Here is a 20,297-nt window from a genome sequence, read left to right as displayed (position 1 = left end):
ACTCCTAGAAGTTGCCGGCGTGAATGGCCGGACGCCCCTGTCCCCAGATGCCGGGAGCGCTTTCTAGCTCTTCCTCCATTTGCCGCGCAGCCGCAAGCAGCAGGTCTTCCCGTCCAAAGCGGGCCACGAGCTGGATGCCGATGGGCAGGCCGTCCCAACTGCGCCCGAGCGGCAGGGATATCGCGGGCTGTCCTGTCGCGTTGAACAGCGCGGTGAACGTCTCCTTCGGCGCCAGATCGTCGAACACGCCATCGGCGTCGATACCGGCGCGATTGGGATCGAAGGTGCCGATCGGTTCCGGCAAAATGGTGCTGGTCGGCGTCAGCAAGAGATCATATCCGGCAAGGAAGCGCCCGACCTGCCGGGTCACGCGATCATAGACGGCAAGCGCGTCGATAAGCTGTGCGCCGCTGATGCAGAGCCCCCAGCGATAAAGAGCATATACGCTTGTACCAAGCGCTTCCTCCAGCGAGCGGTTCATATACCGCGCCATGGCCGGCATATGCGCGGCGGCATCCGCGGCCCAGATGACCTTCTGCGCATGGAGGAAGGCGGGATAATCGAAGTCCGGTGACGCTTCATCGACATGGTGACCGAGAGCTGCGAACCGTTCCGCGGCAGACCTTGTTGCTGCCGCAACCTCCGGGTCGAGCTGAACGCCCGACCACGACTTTGTACACAGAGCGATCCGCAGCCCCCGCGGCGGGCGCTGCATGGCATCGCGATAGGTGCCTGCCGGCGCCGCAATTTCATAGCCGTCGCCGGCATCGGGACCGTGGCACAAGTCGAGCAGCACGGCCGTATCGCGCACAGAGCGCGTCAGCATGAAGGCCGTCGCCAGTCCCAGAAGCGGGGCATTCGCATTCGGCGCGCCGGTAACCCGCCCGCGTGAAGGTTTCAGACCGATCAAGCCGCAGAACGCGGCCGGGTTGCGGATCGATCCGCCGCCGTCGCTGCCCTGCGCGAAAGGCACGATGCCCGCAGCAACGGCGGCCGCCGCGCCGCCGCTTGAGCCGGCAACGCCACGTTCCGGGTTCCACGGATTGCGGGTGGCACCATAGAGTGGCGATTCCGTCGTCGCCGGCACGCCGAATTCGGAACTGGCCGTTCGTCCGGCATTGACCAGTCCGCCCTTTCGCAAACGCGTCCAGTAGACGGCATCGTGGCCGGCGCTGAAACCCTGTGCAAGGCGGCTACCGAACTCGGCGGGCCGGCCCCCCAAGCCCCCCAAGTCCTTGGTGAGGGTGGGAATGCCGCCGAAGGGGGTGGCGGACGCGCGCTCCGGCAGGCTTTCTAGCGCGTCCGGATAGAGTTCGATGACGGCGTTCAGCGCAGGGTTCACCGCCGCGACGGCCTGTTCGACGCATCGGCCGAGTTCCCTCGGCGTGACCTTCCCTTTCGCCAGCAGGCTGGCGAGGCTGATTCCGTCGTGGGCTGCATATTCATCAAGTCGCATGGGTCGCTACCCCTTGTGAAAGGGGGATTGTCTGGGTCGTCGGCAGCCGGGCCAGCGAACCGACCAACGCCTGCGTATAGGGATCCCGTGGTGTGGACAGAACCTGCTGCGCCACGCCTTGCTCGACGATACGCCCGGCCTTGAAGACATAGACGCGCTGGCAAAGGCTGCTCACCACGGCAAGATCGTGCGAAATGTAGAGCAGCGTCAGCGAGCGCTGGCGCTGGAGCCGCACGAGCAGCTCCAGGATCTGCGCCTGTGTCGTGACATCGAGGGCCGAGGTGATTTCGTCCGCGATGAGAAGCTGCGGCTTCAGCGCCAGCGCCCGTGCAAGGCCAACGCGCTGGCATTGGCCGCCGGAAAGCTGCTGCGGCTTGCGATCGCGCAGGCTGCCCGGCAATTCCACCATCTCCAGCAATGCGTCGGCTTCTTCCCGCGCCGTCTTTCGGTCCGCAATGCCGTGCCGCCAGATCGGCTCCGCGACGGCCTCGGCAATCGTCAGGCGCGGATTGAGCGAATCGTACGGGTTCTGGAACACCATCTGCACGCGACGGCGGAACGCCGTCAGCGCCTCGCCGGCGAGCGCCCCGACATCCTGTCCGTCCAGACGGATCGCGCCGCCACTCGGCGTGTTCAGGCGAATGATCGACCGGGCGAGCGTGCTCTTGCCCGATCCGCTTTCGCCGACGATGCCGACCGTTTCGCCCGTGTTGATCTCCAGATCGACGCCGTCGAGGGCGCGGAAGGAATTGCCGCCGAGCAAGCCCTGCCCGGCGGGGAATGTCACCGACAGGTTTTCGACGCGAAGCAGCGATTTTCCCCGATCCGGGCTGCCGACCGAGCCATAGCTTTTGCGGCCGGGCTGGGATTCGATCAGCAGCCTTGTATAGGCATGGCGTGGCCGGTTGATGACGTCGTCGATCGGCCCCTGCTCCACCACCTCGCCATTGCGCATGACCACGACGCGCGAGCAGATATCCGCGACGACGCCGAGATCGTGCGAAATGAGGATCATCGCAAGCCCGGTCTTGCGGTTTAGCTCCTTGAGTAATTCAAGAATGCGGGCCTGCACGGTGACGTCGAGGGCGGTCGTCGGCTCGTCGGCGATCAGCAACTTGGGTTGGCAGCCGATGGCGGCGGCGATCATCGCCCGCTGTTTCATACCGCCGGAAAATTCATGCGGATAGGAACGCGCACGCTTTTCCGGTTCGTGGATACCGACGTCCTCCAGCAGCTTGACCGCCCGCAGAAGACCTTCGCGTTTGCCGATGCCGAGATGCCGGATCATCGGTGCCGCGACCTGCTGGCCAATGCGGCGCAGCGGGTTGAGATGCGATGCCGGGTTCTGGAAAATCATGCCGATGTCGCGGCCGCGAATGGCGCACAGTTCTTCCTCCCCAAGCGCCAAAAGATCCTGCCCGTCGAGCGCCACCGTACCCTGGGCGCGCGCCGCGCCGGTCAGCAGCCGCATCACGGCACGGCAGGTCACGGACTTGCCCGAGCCGCTTTCGCCGACGATGCCGAGGATCTCTCCCGGCTGGAGCGTGAACGAAACGTTCTTGACCGCCGCAAAGCCGCCGAAGCTGACGGTGAGGTCCTTGACGTCGAGCAGCGGCGGCTTGCCAGTCTCCGGCCGGCTCATGCCGTAGCTCCCCTGCGATGTATCTGTCCCAGCCCATCACCGAGCAAAGCAAAGCCGAGGCCAAGCGAAATCGCGGCCAGACCGGGGAACAGGCATATCCACCAGGCTTGCTGCACGAATGCCTGTCCGTCGGCGATCATGACGCCCCACTCGGCAGCTGGCGGCTGCGCACCCAAGCCGAGGAAGCCGAAGCTCGCGCCGGCCAGCATGACGAGCACCGCATCACTGACCGCGTAGGCGATGACGGGCCCTATGGCGTTGGGCAGCACATGATGGCCGAGGATAGCGGCCGGCGAATAGCCGAGGCACTTGGCCGCCTGGATATACTCGCTTTCGCGGATCGTCAGCACCTGCGCCCGCATCAGGCGCGCGTAGCTGACCCATCCGACAAGCGTCAGCGCCAAGATGAAGTTGAGGAGCCCTGGCCCGAGCACGCCGACGATGGCCAGCACCAGGACGAAGAAGGGGAACGCAACAGTGAGGTCGTAGATGCGCATGAACACATTATCGACCACACCACGGAAATAGCCGCTCAGCAGCCCGATGGTCGTGCCGATCAGCAGCGGTGGAAGCACACCGGCAACACACAGCAGCAGATCGATGCGGCTTGCGAACAGAACTCGGGAGAAGACATCGCGGCCGACCTGGTCCGTGCCGAACAAATGGGCGGCACTCGGCGGCGAGAGCATGTTCATGATGTCGATGGCATCTGGGTCACAGGGCGCTATCACCGGGGCCGCCAGCGCCAGCGCCAGCCATCCGAACAGGACGACGAGCGCAACCAGCATGGTGGGTGTGATGCGACGGATCGAGGGCGCGGTCTGCGCCAGAACGGGGCTTTCAGCCATGTGCGATCTCCTCAAAGCCGGACGCGCGGATCGATGAAGGCGCTAAGCAAATCCACGAGCAGCGTGATCAGGACGGTCGAGACCGCGAAGACCAGGGTCAGCCCCTGCACGACGTAGTAGTCGCGGCCAAGCAGCGCGTTGACCATCAGCGTGCCGAGGCCCGGCACCGCATAGACGGTTTCGACAATGATCGCGCCACCGATCATGAAGGCCACCATCACGCCGAGCAGGTTAAGTGTCGGCAGCACGGCGTTCGGCAGCATGGTCTGCCAGAAGATCTGCCGTTCCGTGGCGCCCTGCGCCCGCGCGGCCGTGACAAAATCGGCCGTTGTCTTCTCGATGAGGGCAGCGCGCAGGCTCTGCGTCAGAACCGGCACCAGCCAGATGGCCGTCGACACTGCAGGCAGGAAGAGGTGGTGGAGATGCCCGATGAAGCCCGCGCCGTAGCCCGACACAGGGAACCAGCCGAGACTAACGCCGAAGAGGCGCGAGATCATGATGCCCAGCCAGAACACCGGAATGGTGAGGCCCGCAATGCCCACCAGACGAATGATCTGGTCGGCGACGCCGCCGGGCCGGCGCGCACCGAGGATGGCGAGCGCGACCGTCGGCGGGACGGCGAGGCAAATGACATAGACGGTCAGGAACAGTGTCGGCCACATGAATTGTTCGATAAGCTGGCTGACCGGCCGCTGAAAGCGAAGCGACAAACCGATATCACCCGAAAACAAGTTTGCGAGATAGGTCAGGAACTGCCTCCAGAGAGGCAGGTCAAGCCCATATTGCGAGCGGATCGCCGCGATGGTTTCAGCACTCGCCCTCTCCCCGGCAAGAAGCCGAGCGGGATCGCCGGGGGCCATGTGCAAGAGCAGGAACGTCACGAGGCTGATGCCGGCAAGCACACCAGTCAATTGCAGCAGGCGCCGCGCGATGAGTTGCAGAAGGGGCAATCCGGTTCTCCGGTTCGAGCGTCAAGGGCGCGCCCCTGTCGCGGGGCGCGCTTGAGGCGGCTCAATGGCCGAGGGAGGTTTCTTCCAGCGTCCATTGCAGCGCGGGCGTCAGCTTGAGACCCTGGAGACGCTTGGAATAGGCAACCGCATTCGGCGCATAATAGAGGGGGATCTGCGCGACCTCTTCGGTGGTGATCTTCTGGATCTCCTTGTATATTTCCGCGCGCTTGGCCTGATCGGCCTCCTTGGTTCCCTGCTCAACGAGCGCGTCCACCTTCGGGTTCTCATAGAAGGTGCTGTAGGAGTTCGAGCCGCAGGATCCGCATACGGCCCATCGCACGGCGAGGTCAGGATCGGTGGTCTCGTTGTACCACCAATTGGCGGCAGCGTCGTAATCGCCCTTGCCGGTGGCATCCCACCAGGCGCCACTATCGACATTGACGATCACCGGCTTCAACCCGATCGCCTGCCATTGGGCCTGGATCAGCAGTGCCGTCTGCTGCGACGGCGCATCGGCTGTCGCCAGGATCTTTACCTCGCGCCCCACCATGCCGGATTCGGCCAGCAATTCCTTTGCCTTGGCGGGGTCGTAGGGAATGCCCGGATAATCCTTGTCATGGAAGTCGATGCTGCCCGGCAGCGTGGTATTCGCGGGTTCGGCATAGCCACGCGTGATGGCCGCAGTCATGGCCTTGTTGTCGATCGCCATGCCTGCCGCCTGCCGAGCCTTCAGATTGGAGAAGGGTTCGCGCTTGTGGTTGAGCAGGGTCATGTAGATGGTGGTCGAAGGCTCGAGTCGCATATCCACCGTCTCGGTCGCCTTCAGCTCGTCGATCTGCGTCCACGGCACCGCGCGCACCACGTCGATCTCGCCGGCCTTCAGCATGGCGATGCGGGTTTCGGGCGATGCGATCTCGATCAGTTCGACCGTGGCGTCCGACTTCGGATAGCCCTTGCGCCAGTAGTGCGGATTGGGTTCGAGAACGAGCTTCTCGTTCGGCTTCCACTGCTTGACTTCATACGGGCCCGACGCAACCGGGACCGTGGCGAAAGCCGCCTCCTCGCCGCGCTTCTCCACATCGGCCTTCGAGACGATGCCCATGTTCCAGATTTCCGCATTGCCGAGGAACGGCGCGAAGGCTGACTTGAGGGTGATCACCACGGTTTTCGCATCCGCCGCGGTCACCGATTCCACGGAGCCCAGCGGCGCAGGATAAGCCGATTTCTTGTCGCTCCGGATACGGTCAAGGCTGAAGGCGACGTCGGCAGCCGTGATCGGCGAACCGTCCGAGAACTGGGCCTCGCGCAGATGGAAGGTGTATGTCTTGCCGTCCGGCGAAATCTCCCATTTCTCGGCAAGCCCCGGCTCCAGCGCGCCGGTTTCGTAGTTGCGGCGCAGCAGGCGCGAATAAAGCTGGCCGTAGGTTTCGATGTTGCCGGCCGCCGCGGAGCGCATCGGATCGAGCGTCGTAGTCTGGTAGGGCGAAACCACGCGGATGACATCGTCGGCGAAGGCCGGAACGGCCCAACACAAACCCATCGCGACGAGGACAGCCCCGTGCAACACCGCGCCGGCAGCCCGCGTGCGGGATCCGCTCAAGGAATTCATCTAGTTCTCCTCCCGAAATTTTGTCTTGTGCCTTTCGGCATGAGGCAGAGGTTTATGTGATATAGATAACTTGTGTCAACAAGATAGTTGCAAATCTAACATACGCGCTCTTAGATGGGAAGCCGCAGCGCCCAGGCCAGCGATGGGACCTCCATGGCAAACTTTGTGCTGATCACGAGTTCGAACGAACTCCAAACGCGTGGATCGCGATACGTTATGGGCATGGCGCGTAGCGCGTGCTCGTAGGCTGGCCCAACGTCTATTGGCTGACCAGAGGCACAATGCCACGGCGCGCGGGATCTATGACCGGATCGGCCGCAATAGGCTGGCGTATGCTAAGTTCGTCGGCCTTTGCATAGACCGTTTCGATGATGGCCCTCCCGACGCCCGTGCTTTAGCCCTCGGGATCGGCATGGAGCTCCTGCGGATAACAATTGTTCTTGGTCGACCAGGGCGTTCTATGCTGGATACTGCACAAGCCGACCGGCTTTTCATCCACCATGGCGATGAAGCCGTTGGGCTCAAATTCGCCCTCCAAACCAAGCGGCTGAAGGTGGTCTGATAAACTCCGTCACGCTGGTTTCGTTGGAGTCGAGATAGGCGGTCCACAGCCGCCGCCATTCCTGTTCCATCGCTGGCTGCGATCGGCCGGACGACGGTTTCCATGCCACCATTTCGGTGCCGGCCGTTGCCGTGTTCAGGAGGTAAGCAATGAGCGGGTCAGCCCTCATCCTTCGATCGAGAGGCAAAGATATTTGATCTCCAGATAGTCCTCGAGACCATATTTCGAGCCTTCGCGGCCCTGGCCGGATTGCTTGATGCCGCCGAAAGGCGCCGTCTCGTTGGAGATCAGGCCGGTATTGATGCCGACCATTCCGTATTCGAGCGCCTCGGCGACGCGGAACACCTTCGACAGGTCCTTGGCATAAAAATAGGAGGCAAGCCCGAATTCGGTGTTGTTCGCCATTTCGATCACCTCTTCCTCGCTCTCGAACTTGAACAGCGGCGCAACCGGTCCGAAGGTTTCCTCGCGGGCGACCTTCATGTCTGACGTCACGCCGGTCAGGATGGTCGGCTGGAAGAACAACCCCGCTCGGTCGGCGGGCTTGCCGCCCAGCATGATGCTGGCGCCCTTGGAAAGGGCATCGGCGATATGCTCTTCCACCTTCTCCACGGCCTTCTGGGTGATGAGCGGGCCGGCATTGACGCCGTCCTCGAAACCGTCTCCGACCTTGAGCGCCGCAACCTTTGCCGCCAGCTTTTCGGCAAACACGTCGTAGACGCCAGCCTGCACGTAGAGCCGGTTGGCGCAGACGCAGGTCTGGCCGTTGTTGCGGTATTTCGACACCATCGCACCTTCGACCGCCGCATCGAGATCGGCATCGTCGAAAACGATGAACGGCGCATTGCCGCCGAGCTCGAGACCAAGTTTCATTATCTGCTCTGCACCCTGACGCATCAGGATCTTGCCGACGCCGGTCGAGCCGGTGAAGGTCAGTTTGCGCACCTTGGCGTTCTCGGTGAATTCCTTGCCGATGGACGAGGAATCGGTCGAGGTGACGACGCTGAAGACGCCGGATGGCAGTCCGGCGCGTTCCGCCAGCAGCGCCAGCGACAGCGCCGAAAGCGGCGTCTCGGCCGCAGGCTTCGACACCACGGCGCAGCCGGCAGCGACAGCCGGCGCGAACTTACGCGCCAGCATCGCATTTGGGAAATTCCACGGCGTGATCGCCGCGACGACGCCAACCGGCTGCTTGAGGACGATGATCCGCTTGTCCTGCTGGTGGCCTGGGATCGTATCGCCATAGACGCGCTTGGCCTCTTCGCCGAACCATTCGACATAAGAGGCACCATAGAGGATTTCTCCGCGGGCTTCGGCCAGCGGCTTGCCCATTTCCATGGTCAGGATGGCGGCAAGATCGTCGGCATTGGCGAGCATCAGATCGTAGAGCCTGCGAAGGATCGCGGCTCTATCCTTGGCCGTCTTTTTTGCCCAGTCCTTCTGCGCCTTGTAGGCGGCATCGACAGCGCGGGCCGCCTCCGCGCGACCCATGTCCGGCAGGGTCGCGATAACGTCACCGGTCGAGGGGTTGGTTATGTCAAAGGACTTGCCGCCATCGGCCGCCGACAGCCATTCACCGGCGATCAAGGCCTTGTCAGTAACAAGCGACGGATCCTTCAAACGTGCAAGCAAAGCGTTGGAAATGCTCACTGTCATGCCTCCTTGGCGCATTCGCGCAAGGTTTCCTCCAGGATGTCGAGCGCTTCGGAAAACACCTCGTCCTGGATTGTCAGCGGCGCGAGAAAACGGATGACATTGCCGTAAACGCCGCAGGTTAACAGGATCAGGCCCTTGGTCAGCGCCTTTTCGCGCACCTTGTTGGTGAACTCGGCATTTGGCATTTTGCTCCTTGGCACGTTGAATTCGACGGCGTTCATGAAACCCGGCCCGCGAATGTCGGCGATCTGTGGCACGGCGTCGGCAAGCGACTGCAGGCGCTGCTTCAGCCGGTTGCCAAGCAACGTCGCCCGGTCGTTGAGGCCCTCTTCCTCGATCACGTCGAGAACGGCATTGGCGGCGGCGACGCCGATCGGATTGCCGGCATAGGTGCCGCCGAGCCCGCCGGGCCCCGGAGCGTCCATCAGCTCGGCGCGGCCCGTCACGGCTGCGATGGGGAAGCCGCCGCCAAGGCCCTTGGCCATGGTGGTGATGTCTGCCACCACGCCATGATGTTCCATGGCAAACAGCTTGCCGGTGCGCGAGAAGCCGGTCTGCACCTCATCGGCGATCAGCAGGATGCCATGTTTGTCGGCGATCTCGCGCAGCTTCTGCATGAACGCCTTTGGCACCTCGTAAAAGCCGCCCTCGCCCTGAACGGGTTCGACGATAAACGCCGCCACACGATTGGGATCGACATCCGCCTTGAACAGCTTGTCGAGCACGGTGAGCGAATCGTCGACCGTGTAGCCATGCAGTTCGACCGGGAAAGGCACATGATAGACATCCGGCAGCATAGCGCCGAAACCGACCTTGTAGGGGACCACTTTGCCGGTCAGCGCCATGCCCATGAACGTGCGGCCATGGAAGGCGCCAGTGAAGGCGATGATCGCCGAGCGGTTGGTCGCGGCGCGGGCGATCTTGATCGCATTTTCCACAGCTTCCGCACCTGTCGTGACGAAGACGGTCTTCTTTTTGAAGTTGCCCGGAACGGCTTTGTTCAGCCGCTCCGCGAGGCGCACATAATTCTCGTAGGGAACCACTTGATGGCAGGTATGGGTAAAATGGTCGAGCTGGTCTTTGACCGCAGCGATGACCTTGGGGTGCCGATGTCCCGTGTTGACCACCGCGATGCCAGCAGCGAAATCGATATAGCGGCGGCCTTCGACATCCCAGATCTCCGCATTTTCGGCGCGCTCCGCATAGACCTGCGTGATAACGCCAACGCCGCGCGAAATGGCGTCGGAGCGACGGTCTGCGAGTTCGATATTCTGCATGGAAGCAATCCCTGAAAAACGGAAGACTGGTGGTGAGGACGAAACGTCTCAGTCAAAAAAATATCTACATTTTTTCTGTAGACTTGCAAGATGCGTCTTGTGACCGCTAGAAAATTTCACCCTGCGAGAACCTGCCCACGGGATATGCAAAAGAATCCTCTGAAAATTGCCGAAGCGGCGCGCAGCGCCGGCGTTTCCCCCTCGACACTCAGGCTGTGGGAACAGCAGGGGCTGGTCGAACCGATCCGCACGCCCTCGGGGCAGCGACTCTATGATCCCGAGCTCGTCGAACGGCTGCAGACGATTGCCTGGATGCGAAGCGAAAAAGGTCTCAATCCGGCAGCCATCAAGGAAGGGCTGAAGGACGAGCAGGAATCACGCCCCGCCGTGCAAGGCCATGTCGCTGGCGACGACATGCCCATCGGGATGAAGGTCAGGAGCTTGCGACGGCAGGCACGGCAGACGCTGGAAACAGTAGCGCGTGCAACAGGGACCTCCTTGTCGCAGCTATCGACATTCGAGCGGACGTCGCAGGGAATCTCGATCACCGCGCTGCACGATGTGGCAAAACACCTCGGGACGACGGTCGCCGATCTCAGCGGGCAGCAGGGGCAGGAAGAAAGCGCATCGCTCGTACGCAGCGGTGAATGGGCGACGTGGCCGACCACTTCGTCGGGCGTCACCATCCATGCGCTCGTCCCGGGTCGGCGGCAGATGGAATGTCATCGTTTCGACCTTGCGCCCGGCGCCTCCAGCGAAGGCTCCTACCGTCACGAGGGAGAAGAATTCATCTTCGTCCTGGCGGGAAAGCTGCAGGTCGTGCTCGACGGCGACCAGTTCTTCGAACTGCGCACCGGAGACAGCTTCTATTTCGAGAGCAACAGGCCGCATTCCTGGCGCAATCTCTCCGACAGTCAGACAACGCTGATCTGGATCAATACGCCGGCGACGTTCTGACGCCGGCGCCCGCAGATCCCTGCCGGGATCAGGATCTGTTCGAAATCATCCGCGCGGCCGAAATAGCCAACGGCGCATGTTTGCGGCAGAAAGAGTCGGCATCCCAGTCCGACAGCGAGCCGGCGATATGCACCGCGCCGATCGGCGTGTTGCGTTCGTCGAAAATCGCCGATGCAAGTACGATTTCGCCGATCAGCATCTGCTCTATGCATAATGCATAACCAAGTTCACGGGCTCTATCGATCTCCGCAAGGATCTCGGTTCGCGACGTGACCGTCTTCGGCGATTGCGGGACGAGAGCCGATCTGTCGATAATGTCTTCTACGACGTCGCGCGGCAGATGGGACATCACCACCCGCCCGCCGGACGCGGCAAACGACGGAACGCGTCGACCGGTCAGGGTGGCGAAGAAGGTCTCACGCTTCGATTGCCGGCGAAGCGCATAAACGATTTCCACATCCTCGAAGAGACTGAGGTCGACACGCTCCCCCGTCTCGTTCTGGAGATCCATGAGGATCGGGCTGGCTCGCTGGATCGTCTGCGAATGGCGCAGGTACTCGAAGGTGAAATGGAGGAACTTCTTGCCGAGGACGTAGGTGCGGTTCTGCCCGCGCTCAAGATAACCGAGTTTGACCAGCGTATGGGACATGCGCTGAACCGTGCTGGCATCCAGACCGGTCAGCTGTTTCATATCCTTGTGTGTCAGGCGTCCGCCATCGCCACTCTTCTCGAACGCCTCGAGCAGCTGAAATGCTTTCGCCAGCGATTTCACGAACAACGAATCGTCATCGCTCACAGGTGCATCCCTCCATAGGCTCAGCGCTTGACCGCCCGATTAAACCATAATAAGATAAGTTATATCGCATTACAATATAAAAAATTGCGGCAGCCCAACTTAAAGAGGTGAACATGGCTATTTGGGTAAAAGCGGCTGCTGCCGCTGGACTTTCCGTAATGATCTCGTCCGTCGCGATATCCGCAGCGTTTGCAGAACAGCTGAAGCTGGGCGTCTCACTGCCGCTGTCCGGCCCGGCTTCGCTTGCCGGCACATCGATCCGCGAAGGCATCGAGTTTGCCGTCAAGCAGGCAAACCAGAAGGGCGGCGTCTTCGATCAGGACGTCAAGGTGTTCATCGAGGACGACGAAGGCAATCCGACGAAGGGTGTAACCGCGGTCCGCAAGCTCATCGAGCAGGACCACGTCGTCGGCATCAGCGGCACCTATGTTAGCGCCGTCGCTGCGGCTGAAAGCAAGGTCGCCAAGGAATACAAGGTACCGATGATCTCGGCCGGTTCGACGTCTTCCGCCGTCACCGATGCCAATACGGCCGGAGACCCATGGTTCTTCCGCGCCTTTCCCGGCAGCAGGGCCCAGGCCAAGCAGACCGCCTCCGACACGCTCAAAAAGCTGAACGCGAAGACGGTGGCGGTGCTCTACGAAAACTCGATTTACGGCAAATCGCTGGCCGACGAGTTCAAGTCGAACTATGAGGGTATCGGCGGCAAGGTCGTTGCCATGGAAGCATACAATCCTGGCGACAAAGACTTCTATTCATCGTTGACCAACGTTCGCGCCCAGTCGCCTTCGGCCGTTTATATCGCCGGCCTGATGGATTCAGGCGCCCAGATCATCAAGCAGGCCGGCGAACTCGGCGTTCAGACCCAGATCGTCGGATCGGGTTCGATGATGAGCGACAAATTGATCGAACTTGCCGGTCCGGCGTCGGAAGGCTTCGCCGTATCTTCGATGTTCGAACCCAGCACGCCGAACAAGCATGGCGCAGAATTCGCCAAGGAATTCCGGGCCGCCTACAAGAAAGAGCCTGACGTCTACAGCGCCATCGGCTTCGATTCCATGGGCCTTCTTATCGAGGCAGCGCGCCGCGCGGGCAAGCCGGACGGTGCCGCGATGCAGAAGCAATTGCTCAACATGCCGGACTTCCCGCTGTCCCAAGGACCGGACCGCACGACGGCAAAGTTCGACGACAAGGGAAGCGTCGAGTTCAAGGTGGGCCTTGCGATTGTCAAGAATGGTAAGCGCGAATGGCTTCCCTTCGACTAAGCAGCAGCGACGGCTTCGCGAGGCGAGAGATTCCGCCCCCGGGAGCCGCTTCTTTCTTCACGCCCGGACAGGGATTCCACCATTGATACTTTTCCAGCAATTCCTGGCTAACGGAGTTGTCGTCGGGTCGAGCTATGTACTTGTCGCGCTCGGCCTGACGCTCATCTTTGGCATCCTTAAAATCGTCAACTTCGCCCATGGCGAATTCTACATGCTCGGCGGCTACGTGGCCGTGGTCGGAACCCAGGTCCTGGGCATCGGCCCCCTTCCCTCGATCGTGCTTGTTATCGTTGTGATGGTGATGTTGGGTTGGTTCATCGAGCGCGCCATCTTCGTGCCGATCGCCAAGAAGGATCCGACAAACGTCATCATCGCGTCTTTCGGACTGTCGATCCTGCTGCAGAACATCGTGCTCAAGATTGCCGGACCGGAACCGATGCTTGCCAGGAGCGGCCTGCCACGTGGCGCCATTCAGATCGGCAACATCTTCCTGACCAGCGAGCGCCTTGCGATCGTAGCCCTCGCAGCCGTCACGGTGACCGCCCTGCTTGTGGTGCTGAAATACACCTGGATCGGCCTGTCTCTTCGGGCCATGTCGGAAAAAGCGACCGTGGCACGGATTTGCGGCATCAATGTCCGTCGTGTCGGCGTGGTGACCTTTGCCATCGGCGCGGCTCTTGCCGGACTGGCCGGCGCGCTTATGGCGACTGTCTTCACCGTTCAGCCAAATGCCGGCAGCCTGATCGTCATGAAAGCCTTTGTGATCGTGGTTCTGGCCGGCATGGGGAGCATCGAGGGTGCAATCATCGCGGGCCTTGCTCTCGGCATCGTCGAATCCCTCGTCACCGGCTATCTCGGCAATGGACTGCGCGACATCGTCGGCTTCATCTTCGTGATGGGCGTTCTGACCATACGTCCGCAAGGTCTGTTCGGCATCCAGACGGATCGGTCCTGACGTGCGTGCGATTTTTCTCATCCTCGTCGCTGCGGCGACGCTTGCCATCGTATCGACGGTGTTCGGCGGCGGATACGCGATCAATATCGCCATCGTCGTCTGCATCTACGTCATCCTGGCCAGCAGCCTCGATATTGTGATGGGCTGGACGGGCCTTTTTTCCTTCGCCCATGCCGCCTTCCTTGGAATAGGCGCCTATACCGCCGCTATCCTCGGCCGGGACTTCGGAACCACGTTCTGGCTCAATCTGCCGCTCGGAATGATCGTCGCAGGCCTGTTCGGTTTCTTGCTCGGCCTGCCGCTCCTGCGGGCACAAGGACATTTCCTGGCGATCATGACAATCGCATTCCAGACCATCGTCTATCTCGTTCTGTCGCAGTGGACCGATTTCACCGGCGGACAATATGGGATCGAAGTCGAACCAGTCGCAGGCTTCACCACGCTATCGTCATACTTCTACCTGGTGCTGGTGATTGCGGTGATCTGTCTGATTGCGATCCGCTTTCTCACGCAATCGCGCTTAGGAGACGCCTTGCAGGCGATCCGCGACGACGAGACCCTGGCGCGTACGATCGGCATGAATACAAAGGCCGTCAAACTTGTCGCATTGGCAATATCGTCGGCTTTCGCGGGCGGCGCGGGCGTCCTTCTGGCTTATCACATACGCGGTGTGACGCCTGACGATTATACTGTCCTCGCTTCGGCATCGATTGTGGCAATGGTAGTTCTTGGCGGTCGCGGACGTTTCTGGGGTCCAGTTCTCGGTGCAGTGCTGCTGACCGCACTGCCCGAAATGCTTTCGATACTTACCGACTACAAGCACATCTTTTATGGCGGCGTGTTGATCCTGGTCACGATGTTTGCTCCGCAGGGGCTCGCGGGCAAGTTCTCTCGTTGGAGAGCAAGATGACGGGTGAACAGAAAAACATTGCTCCGATAATCAGGGCGGAAGCACTCACTAAGAACTTCCAGGGGATGGTGGCGCTGAATGCGTTCGACTTCTCGGTCAACGAAGGCGAGATCGTCGGGCTGATCGGTCCAAACGGCTCGGGCAAATCGACCGTGGTCAATCTTTTAACCGGCGTTCTTGCGCCCACCAGCGGCCGTGTGCTGATCGACGGCAAGGATTTTACCGGTGCCGCACCGCATGTCGTTGCAAGACACGGGGTGGTCCGCACCTTCCAGATGATCAGGCTGTTCCCGAGCCTGACGGTTGAACGGAACATCGTATTGGCGCTGCAGGAGCAATCTGGCCCCGGGTACATGTCATCCTTCCTGAACCGTCGCAATGCTATGGCGTGGCACGAAAAGGCGGCTTGCAAGGCGCGCGACATGCTGGCCTTGTTCGAAATGGAGAAGCACGCCCACAAGCTCGCCACCGATCTTTCGATCGGACAGCAGCGTATGGTCGAACTGGCGCGTGGCCTCGCCACGAACCCGCGTATCTTCATTCTGGACGAACCGGCAGCCGGCCTTTCGCCAATCAACGTCGATCGGCTCATCGAAATGATCCGCCGCATGCGCGACGAATTCGGCGTCACGATCCTGCTTGTCGAGCACGTCATGCGCGTCGTTCAAGCAGTTTGCGACAGGGTTGTCGTCCTCGATTACGGACAAAAAGTTGCAGACGGCAAGCCGGATGTCGTCGTTCAGGACCCCAAGGTCATCGAAGCTTATATCGGATTGGGGCGGTCTTCCCATGCTTGAGTGCAAAAGTATCGATGCCGGATACGGCAAAGTTCAAATCCTTTACGGTCTCGACTTCACCGTACCCAAGGGCGGGCTGAGCGCGATTCTCGGCGGCAACGGAACAGGCAAGTCGACGGCGCTCAAGACGCTCGCTGGCCTAGTGAAGCCGACCCGCGGAGAAATCCTGCTCGACGGCAAGCGGATCGACGGCAAGGGGGCCCATGCCATGGCGGCGGCGGGCTTATGCCTCGTGCCCCAAGGCAAGGAAGTCCTCGGCGGCCTGAGCGTGCATGAGAATATCACCGTCGGCGCCTATCACCGGCGCAAGGATAAGCCCGGCATCGCCGAAGACGTCGAGATGGTCTATGCCGAATTTCCCCGCCTCAAGGCCCGTTACAAGGCACCGGCCGGACTTCTGTCCGGCGGCGAGCGGCAGATGCTGTCGCTGGGTCGCGCTTTGATGGCGCGGCCGAGCATGCTTCTGCTGGACGAACCTTCGGCAGCGCTCGCACCGAAGGTGGTAGGCGAAATTTCCGACATTATCCGCAAGCTGAGAGCGCGCGGCCTGACCATGCTTCTCGTCGAACAGAATGTCTCGATGGCGCTCGAACTCGCTGACGAGGTGCATATCCTGCGTGAGGGCCGTTTCGCCTATTCGCGCAAGAATGGCCCCGATCTCAAGGTCGAGGAACTGCGCGAATTTTATCTCGGGAAAGGACAATCGTGACGCGGTTTGCCGGGAAAACGGTCCTGATCACCGGCGCGGCCGGCACTCTCGGCACCGATCTGTCGCAGGCATTTGCCCGCGAAGGCGCCGAGCGCCTCTACCTTGTCGATCGAGACGAGGCTCGGCTCGGCGAACTCCGCGCCGCGATCGGCAGACCGGCCATTGCGGTCCGCTGCGACCTCACGTCAGTTGCCGACATGCGGCAGGCCTGGGACGGCATGGATTTAGAGTTGGGTATCGACGTCCTGGTGACCGCCGGCGGGACCCTTGGCAGCGGCAAACCGCTTCTGGAAGTCGATCCGGAAGAGTTCGACCAGATGCTGTCGCTCAATGTGCGCGGCACACTGTTTGCTGTCCAGCTCACCTTGGGCGCGCTGCGGCATCGCAAGGGATGTATTGTGACCTATGGCTCGACGGCCGGCCTGACCGGTTCGCATGCGCTCGGTGCCTATTCGACGACCAAGGGAGCCGTGGCGCTGCTTACCCGCAGCCTTGCGTTATCGCTCGCCGAGGAAGGCATCCGCGTCAATTCCGTCTGCCCCGGATCGATCTCGTCGCCGATGCTGGAGCGGAACTTCGCGGCCGCCGGCGCAGAAGCGGAAATGCGTCGGCAGATCTATAGGGATCTTCATCCGATGAAACGTTTCGGTGAGGCGAACGAGGTGACGCAGGCCGTGCTCTATCTAGCCAGCGACGCCGCATCCTATACGACCGGCGTTTCGCTGCCGGTCGATGGAGGTCGCCTTGCATAGCTTTGAGGGCAAGACTGCTGTCGTTACCGGCGCCAACAGCGGCATCGGCCGCGCGACACTCGATCTGCTCATCGCGCGCGGCACCTCCATCGTGGCGGTCGACCAAGACGTGTCCGAGCTCGGCGGCGTCGCTGCAACCGTTGTCGCCGTCGATCTCTCCCAAGAGGCGGCACCGAAGCGGATCGCCGATGCGGCCAGCGCGCTTGGCGGGCTGGATCTCCTGGTCAATTGCGCCGGCGTCGGCGGCTCGAAACGCATCGCCGAAACCGATGACGCCCTGCTCGACCGGATCCTCAGCATCAATCTACGCTCCGTCATCCGGCTGACGCGGGAACTGCTGCCGTTGCTGCGCCAGCCCGGCGGCGCGATTGTCAACCTCGCATCCGTTTATGGCGAGGTCGGGCGCGTGGGCACCACCGCCTACGCCGCCAGCAAGGGCGGCATCTCGCAGCTGACACGGCAATTGAGCGCGGAACTCGGTCCGGAAGGGATACGGGTAAATGCCGTCGCACCCGGCTGCATCCTCACCGCGATGACCCGCGACAAGATTGACAAGGATGCCGAATACCGGAGCGCGATGATCGCCGGAACGCCGTTGCGACGGATCGGCGATCCCATGGAAGTGGCTGAAGTGATCGCTTTCCTGGGCTCCGATCAGGCATCCTTCGTCAATGGTCAGATCATTGCCGTCGACGGCGGCTGGCTCTCGTCCCGAGGCACATTCTAAGGAATAGAGAGATGGAACATTTCGGTCCTGTCAAATGGCCTGGCGGCCATCGCGTTGCAGTCATGCTCTCCTTCGATTTCGATGCCGAAACCCTCTGGCTGTCGCGGGATCCCGATAATGCGCGCCGTCCGGGGACGCTGTCGCAAGGCGTCTATGGCGCCAAAGTCGGCGTTCCGATGATCCTCGAAACCCTGGAAGATGCCGGTGTGCGGGGAACCTTCTTTGTGCCCGGATGGACGGCCGAAAGACACACCGCCCGCCTGGAGATGATCGTCGCCAGAGGCCACGAAGTCGGCCATCACGGTTACCTGCATGAATGGGTCGACCCCGACCAGCCGGAACGGGAGGAGGAAATCCTCGTCAAGGGCCAGGAAGCCCTGAAAAAGACGGTGGGGATCGTTCCAACCGGTTATCGATCGCCGGCCTGGGAGACCTCGCCGAATATGATCGGCCTCCTGAAGCGATACGGCTTTTTCTACGACAGCTCCTTCATGGACACCATCAACCCCTATCGGCATACGCTCGATGACGGGACAGATGGTCCGATCGAGCTTCCGGTTCACTGGAGCCTGGACGACGCGCCATTCGCGCTGTTTTCGGTGCGCGCGCCACGCACCATCGTCACCAACGACCATATCCTGAAGGTATGGCAGGACGAGTTCCGCGAAATCTACCGCTGGGGCGGGCTCTTTAATCTGACGATGCACCCGCAGGTCATCGGCCGGCCGTCCCGCATCGCGCTGCTCAGAGAATTCATCCAGTGGGTAAAAACCTTCCCCGGTGTCTGGTTCGCCCAGGGACATCAGGTCGCGGAGGCCTGGAGCAAGTCCGAAAAGTAATCTTTTTTCATACCTTTAGAAGGCTGCACCGAAGGAAGACGGCTTCCTCTCGAACGGAGATGTCATGAATTTTGAAGAGTACCGGTCCAGGGACGGCATAGCTCTTGCCGCACTTCTGGCCAATGGCGAGGTGAGCGCGCTGGACCTGATGCGGATCGCGATAGAGGCGGCCGAACGCGTCGATGCCCTCACCAATATGCTGTCCTACAAGGATTACGAAGGCGCCTTGGCGAAGGCTTTCCGCCATGAGGTGGTTGCCGGAAAATTCAGCGGCCTGCCGTTTCTCCTGAAGGATTCAGGCCTTGCCTCAACGGACCTGCCGACGAGTATCGGGTCTTCGCTCTTCGAGGCGACGAAGGCCCAAAGCGACGCGACCCTCGTCAAGCGGTTCCGCGAGGCGGGCTTCATCTCGTTTGCGCGCTCTACGGTGCCTGAACTTTGCATGGCGCCAACGACGGAGGCGCGCCGAAATGGCGGCCCTACCCGCAATCCTTTCGACCCGACGCGTTCGTCCGGCGGATCGTCCGGCGGCGCTGCCGTCGCCGTGGCGGCCGGCGTTGTCCCGGTGGCGCATGGCAGCGATGGCGGTGGGTCCATTCGCATTCCCGCTTCATCGTGCGGCGTTTTCGGCCTCAAGCCGTCCCGCGGCCGCGTTCCGCTGGGCCCTTTTCGTGGCGAAGGCTGGGGCGGACTTGCCTGCGATGGCGTTTTGACTCGCACAGTACGCGACACGGCACGCGCTCTTGACCTCACCGCGGGAATGGAGACCGGCGCACCCTACGCAGCTCCACCCGGCTGCAGCTTCGAAGCGAGCCTAGACGTAACTTTGGAGCGCCCCCTACGGATCGCCGTCTGGCAGGATCCATGGGGTCTGGCGATGGATGGACCTTGCCGGGAGGCCGTACGGAAATCGGCCGAGCTTTGTGCGGCGTTTGGCCATGAGATCATCGCCATCGACCCACCGGACTTCGACTATTGTGCCTTCATCGATGCCATTATCACCGTCATGGCTTCTAACGTCGCACTTTCCGTCCGTGTAAAGCTTTCGGCGTTAGGCCGCGATCCAAGACCGGACGAGCTTGAGCCAGCTATTCTGGACGGCTACTTCATCGGTGCACGCACTACGGCACCTGACTATGTCGCGGCCGTCGATAGGCTGCACGCTACCGGCCGGATGATGGCCGCGATGATCGACGGATACGATCTCGTTCTTTCCCCCACCCTTACGACCCTTCCACCGACGCTAGGGACCATTTCAACCAAAGAGGCTGATTTTCGCGGTTTCCGGCGCAAGGCTAGCGAGCTTACTCCGTTTTTGGCAGTAGCGAACGCGTCAGGCCAGCCAGCCGCAAGTCTACCACTTTGGCGGCATGAAGGTCTTCCCGTCGGCGTACAACTCATCGGTCATTTCGGCCGAGAGGACATGGTGCTGGCCCTGTCACATCAACTGGAAGGAAGCGCGCTCTGGAGCGTAGCCCAGGGATGGCCTGACTTGACTAATTTCCTATAGATAGCATCCCGGGGACAGAACAAGAGCTGTTCAGAACCTTTCGCTGTGGCGGAAAAGTGAACGCCCGGATGTTGGCTGTG

The 20,297-nt window shown here is 61.5% G+C and carries 19 protein-coding genes; 11 read left to right on the top strand and 8 right to left on the bottom strand.

Annotated features, from left to right (window positions below; genetic code table 11):
• Positions 1–4: 4 nt before the first annotated feature.
• From HGP13_RS10875 to HGP13_RS10855, 5 genes are all read right to left on the bottom strand, one after another.
• On the bottom strand, positions 5–1,456 hold the full coding sequence (locus tag HGP13_RS10875; RefSeq protein WP_172225030.1) for an amidase: 1,452 nt from the start codon (positions 1,454–1,456) through the stop codon (positions 5–7).
• A complete protein-coding gene (locus HGP13_RS10870) occupies positions 1,446–3,098 on the bottom strand; it encodes an ABC transporter ATP-binding protein (protein WP_109658906.1) in 1,653 nt (550 codons plus the stop codon). Before HGP13_RS10870 ends, HGP13_RS10875 begins: the two co-directional genes overlap by 11 nt.
• Positions 3,095–3,946, bottom strand: a complete 852-nt coding sequence (locus tag HGP13_RS10865; protein WP_109658905.1) for an ABC transporter permease — start codon at positions 3,944–3,946, stop codon at positions 3,095–3,097. Before HGP13_RS10865 ends, HGP13_RS10870 begins: the two co-directional genes overlap by 4 nt.
• A gap of 11 nt (positions 3,947–3,957) precedes the next feature.
• Positions 3,958–4,896 carry an ABC transporter permease gene (locus tag HGP13_RS10860; RefSeq protein WP_172225027.1) on the bottom strand — a complete coding sequence of 313 codons (939 nt, stop codon included), beginning with the start codon at positions 4,894–4,896 and terminating at the stop codon, positions 3,958–3,960.
• Positions 4,897–4,957: 61 nt separating this feature from the next.
• The gene (locus HGP13_RS10855; protein WP_109658903.1) at positions 4,958–6,505 is read right to left on the bottom strand and encodes an ABC transporter substrate-binding protein; all 1,548 of its coding nucleotides are present in this window, start codon (positions 6,503–6,505) and stop codon (positions 4,958–4,960) included.
• A 262-nt stretch (positions 6,506–6,767) separates the two neighbouring features.
• Between HGP13_RS10855 and HGP13_RS10850 the strand changes: the two genes are divergently transcribed.
• Positions 6,768–7,067, top strand: a complete 300-nt coding sequence (locus tag HGP13_RS10850) for a hypothetical protein (RefSeq protein ID WP_172225024.1) — start codon at positions 6,768–6,770, stop codon at positions 7,065–7,067.
• Between the two features lie 165 nt (positions 7,068–7,232).
• On the opposite strand, the gene HGP13_RS10845 is transcribed toward HGP13_RS10850, so the two are convergent.
• Both HGP13_RS10845 and HGP13_RS10840 read right to left on the bottom strand, forming a co-directional pair.
• Positions 7,233–8,717 carry an NAD-dependent succinate-semialdehyde dehydrogenase gene (locus HGP13_RS10845; protein WP_109661157.1) on the bottom strand — a complete coding sequence of 495 codons (1,485 nt, stop codon included), beginning with the start codon at positions 8,715–8,717 and terminating at the stop codon, positions 7,233–7,235.
• A gap of 2 nt (positions 8,718–8,719) precedes the next feature.
• Positions 8,720–10,000 (bottom strand): 4-aminobutyrate--2-oxoglutarate transaminase, encoded by a 1,281-nt coding sequence (locus HGP13_RS10840; RefSeq protein WP_109658902.1) that lies wholly within the window; start codon positions 9,998–10,000, stop codon positions 8,720–8,722.
• A gap of 144 nt (positions 10,001–10,144) precedes the next feature.
• Here HGP13_RS10840 and HGP13_RS10835 point away from each other — a divergent pair, with 144 nt between their 5' ends.
• A complete protein-coding gene (locus HGP13_RS10835; RefSeq protein ID WP_109658901.1) occupies positions 10,145–10,957 on the top strand; it encodes a MerR family transcriptional regulator in 813 nt (270 codons plus the stop codon).
• 28 nt (positions 10,958–10,985) lie between these two features.
• Here the strand turns inward: HGP13_RS10835 and HGP13_RS10830 are convergent, their stop codons facing one another.
• Positions 10,986–11,753, bottom strand: coding sequence for an IclR family transcriptional regulator (locus HGP13_RS10830; protein ID WP_109658900.1), 768 nt, complete (start codon positions 11,751–11,753; stop codon positions 10,986–10,988).
• 158 nt (positions 11,754–11,911) lie between these two features.
• On the opposite strand from HGP13_RS10830, the gene HGP13_RS10825 reads away from it, so the two are divergent.
• The 9 genes from HGP13_RS10825 (at position 11,912) to HGP13_RS10785 (ending at position 20,217) form a co-directional block, all read left to right on the top strand.
• Positions 11,912–13,018: an ABC transporter substrate-binding protein gene (locus HGP13_RS10825; protein ID WP_210266354.1), complete on the top strand. Its 1,107-nt coding sequence runs from the start codon at positions 11,912–11,914 to the stop codon at positions 13,016–13,018.
• A gap of 82 nt (positions 13,019–13,100) precedes the next feature.
• Positions 13,101–13,973, top strand: coding sequence for a branched-chain amino acid ABC transporter permease (locus HGP13_RS10820; protein WP_172225018.1), 873 nt, complete (start codon positions 13,101–13,103; stop codon positions 13,971–13,973).
• A 1-nt stretch (position 13,974) separates the two neighbouring features.
• Entirely contained in the window at positions 13,975–14,883 is a 909-nt protein-coding gene (locus HGP13_RS10815; protein WP_210266353.1) for a branched-chain amino acid ABC transporter permease, read from the top strand.
• The gene (locus tag HGP13_RS10810) at positions 14,868–15,680 is read left to right on the top strand and encodes an ABC transporter ATP-binding protein (RefSeq protein ID WP_210267853.1); all 813 of its coding nucleotides are present in this window, start codon (positions 14,868–14,870) and stop codon (positions 15,678–15,680) included. The genes HGP13_RS10815 and HGP13_RS10810 overlap by 16 nt, the downstream gene beginning before the upstream one ends.
• A complete protein-coding gene (locus tag HGP13_RS10805; protein WP_109658896.1) occupies positions 15,673–16,389 on the top strand; it encodes an ABC transporter ATP-binding protein in 717 nt (238 codons plus the stop codon). The genes HGP13_RS10810 and HGP13_RS10805 overlap by 8 nt, the downstream gene beginning before the upstream one ends.
• On the top strand, positions 16,386–17,141 hold the full coding sequence (locus tag HGP13_RS10800) for an SDR family oxidoreductase (protein WP_170136650.1): 756 nt from the start codon (positions 16,386–16,388) through the stop codon (positions 17,139–17,141). Before HGP13_RS10805 ends, HGP13_RS10800 begins: the two co-directional genes overlap by 4 nt.
• Positions 17,134–17,868, top strand: a complete 735-nt coding sequence (locus HGP13_RS10795; RefSeq protein ID WP_210266352.1) for an SDR family NAD(P)-dependent oxidoreductase — start codon at positions 17,134–17,136, stop codon at positions 17,866–17,868. The genes HGP13_RS10800 and HGP13_RS10795 overlap by 8 nt, the downstream gene beginning before the upstream one ends.
• A gap of 11 nt (positions 17,869–17,879) precedes the next feature.
• The gene (locus HGP13_RS10790) at positions 17,880–18,707 is read left to right on the top strand and encodes a polysaccharide deacetylase (protein ID WP_210266351.1); all 828 of its coding nucleotides are present in this window, start codon (positions 17,880–17,882) and stop codon (positions 18,705–18,707) included.
• Positions 18,708–18,771: 64 nt separating this feature from the next.
• Positions 18,772–20,217, top strand: coding sequence for an amidase (locus HGP13_RS10785; protein ID WP_172225015.1), 1,446 nt, complete (start codon positions 18,772–18,774; stop codon positions 20,215–20,217).
• Positions 20,218–20,297: the final 80 nt, after the last annotated feature.

The organism is Mesorhizobium sp. NZP2077 (assembly GCF_013170805.1).
Lineage (GTDB): Bacteria > Pseudomonadota > Alphaproteobacteria > Rhizobiales > Rhizobiaceae > Mesorhizobium.
This window is presented reverse-complemented; position numbering and strand designations above follow the sequence as displayed.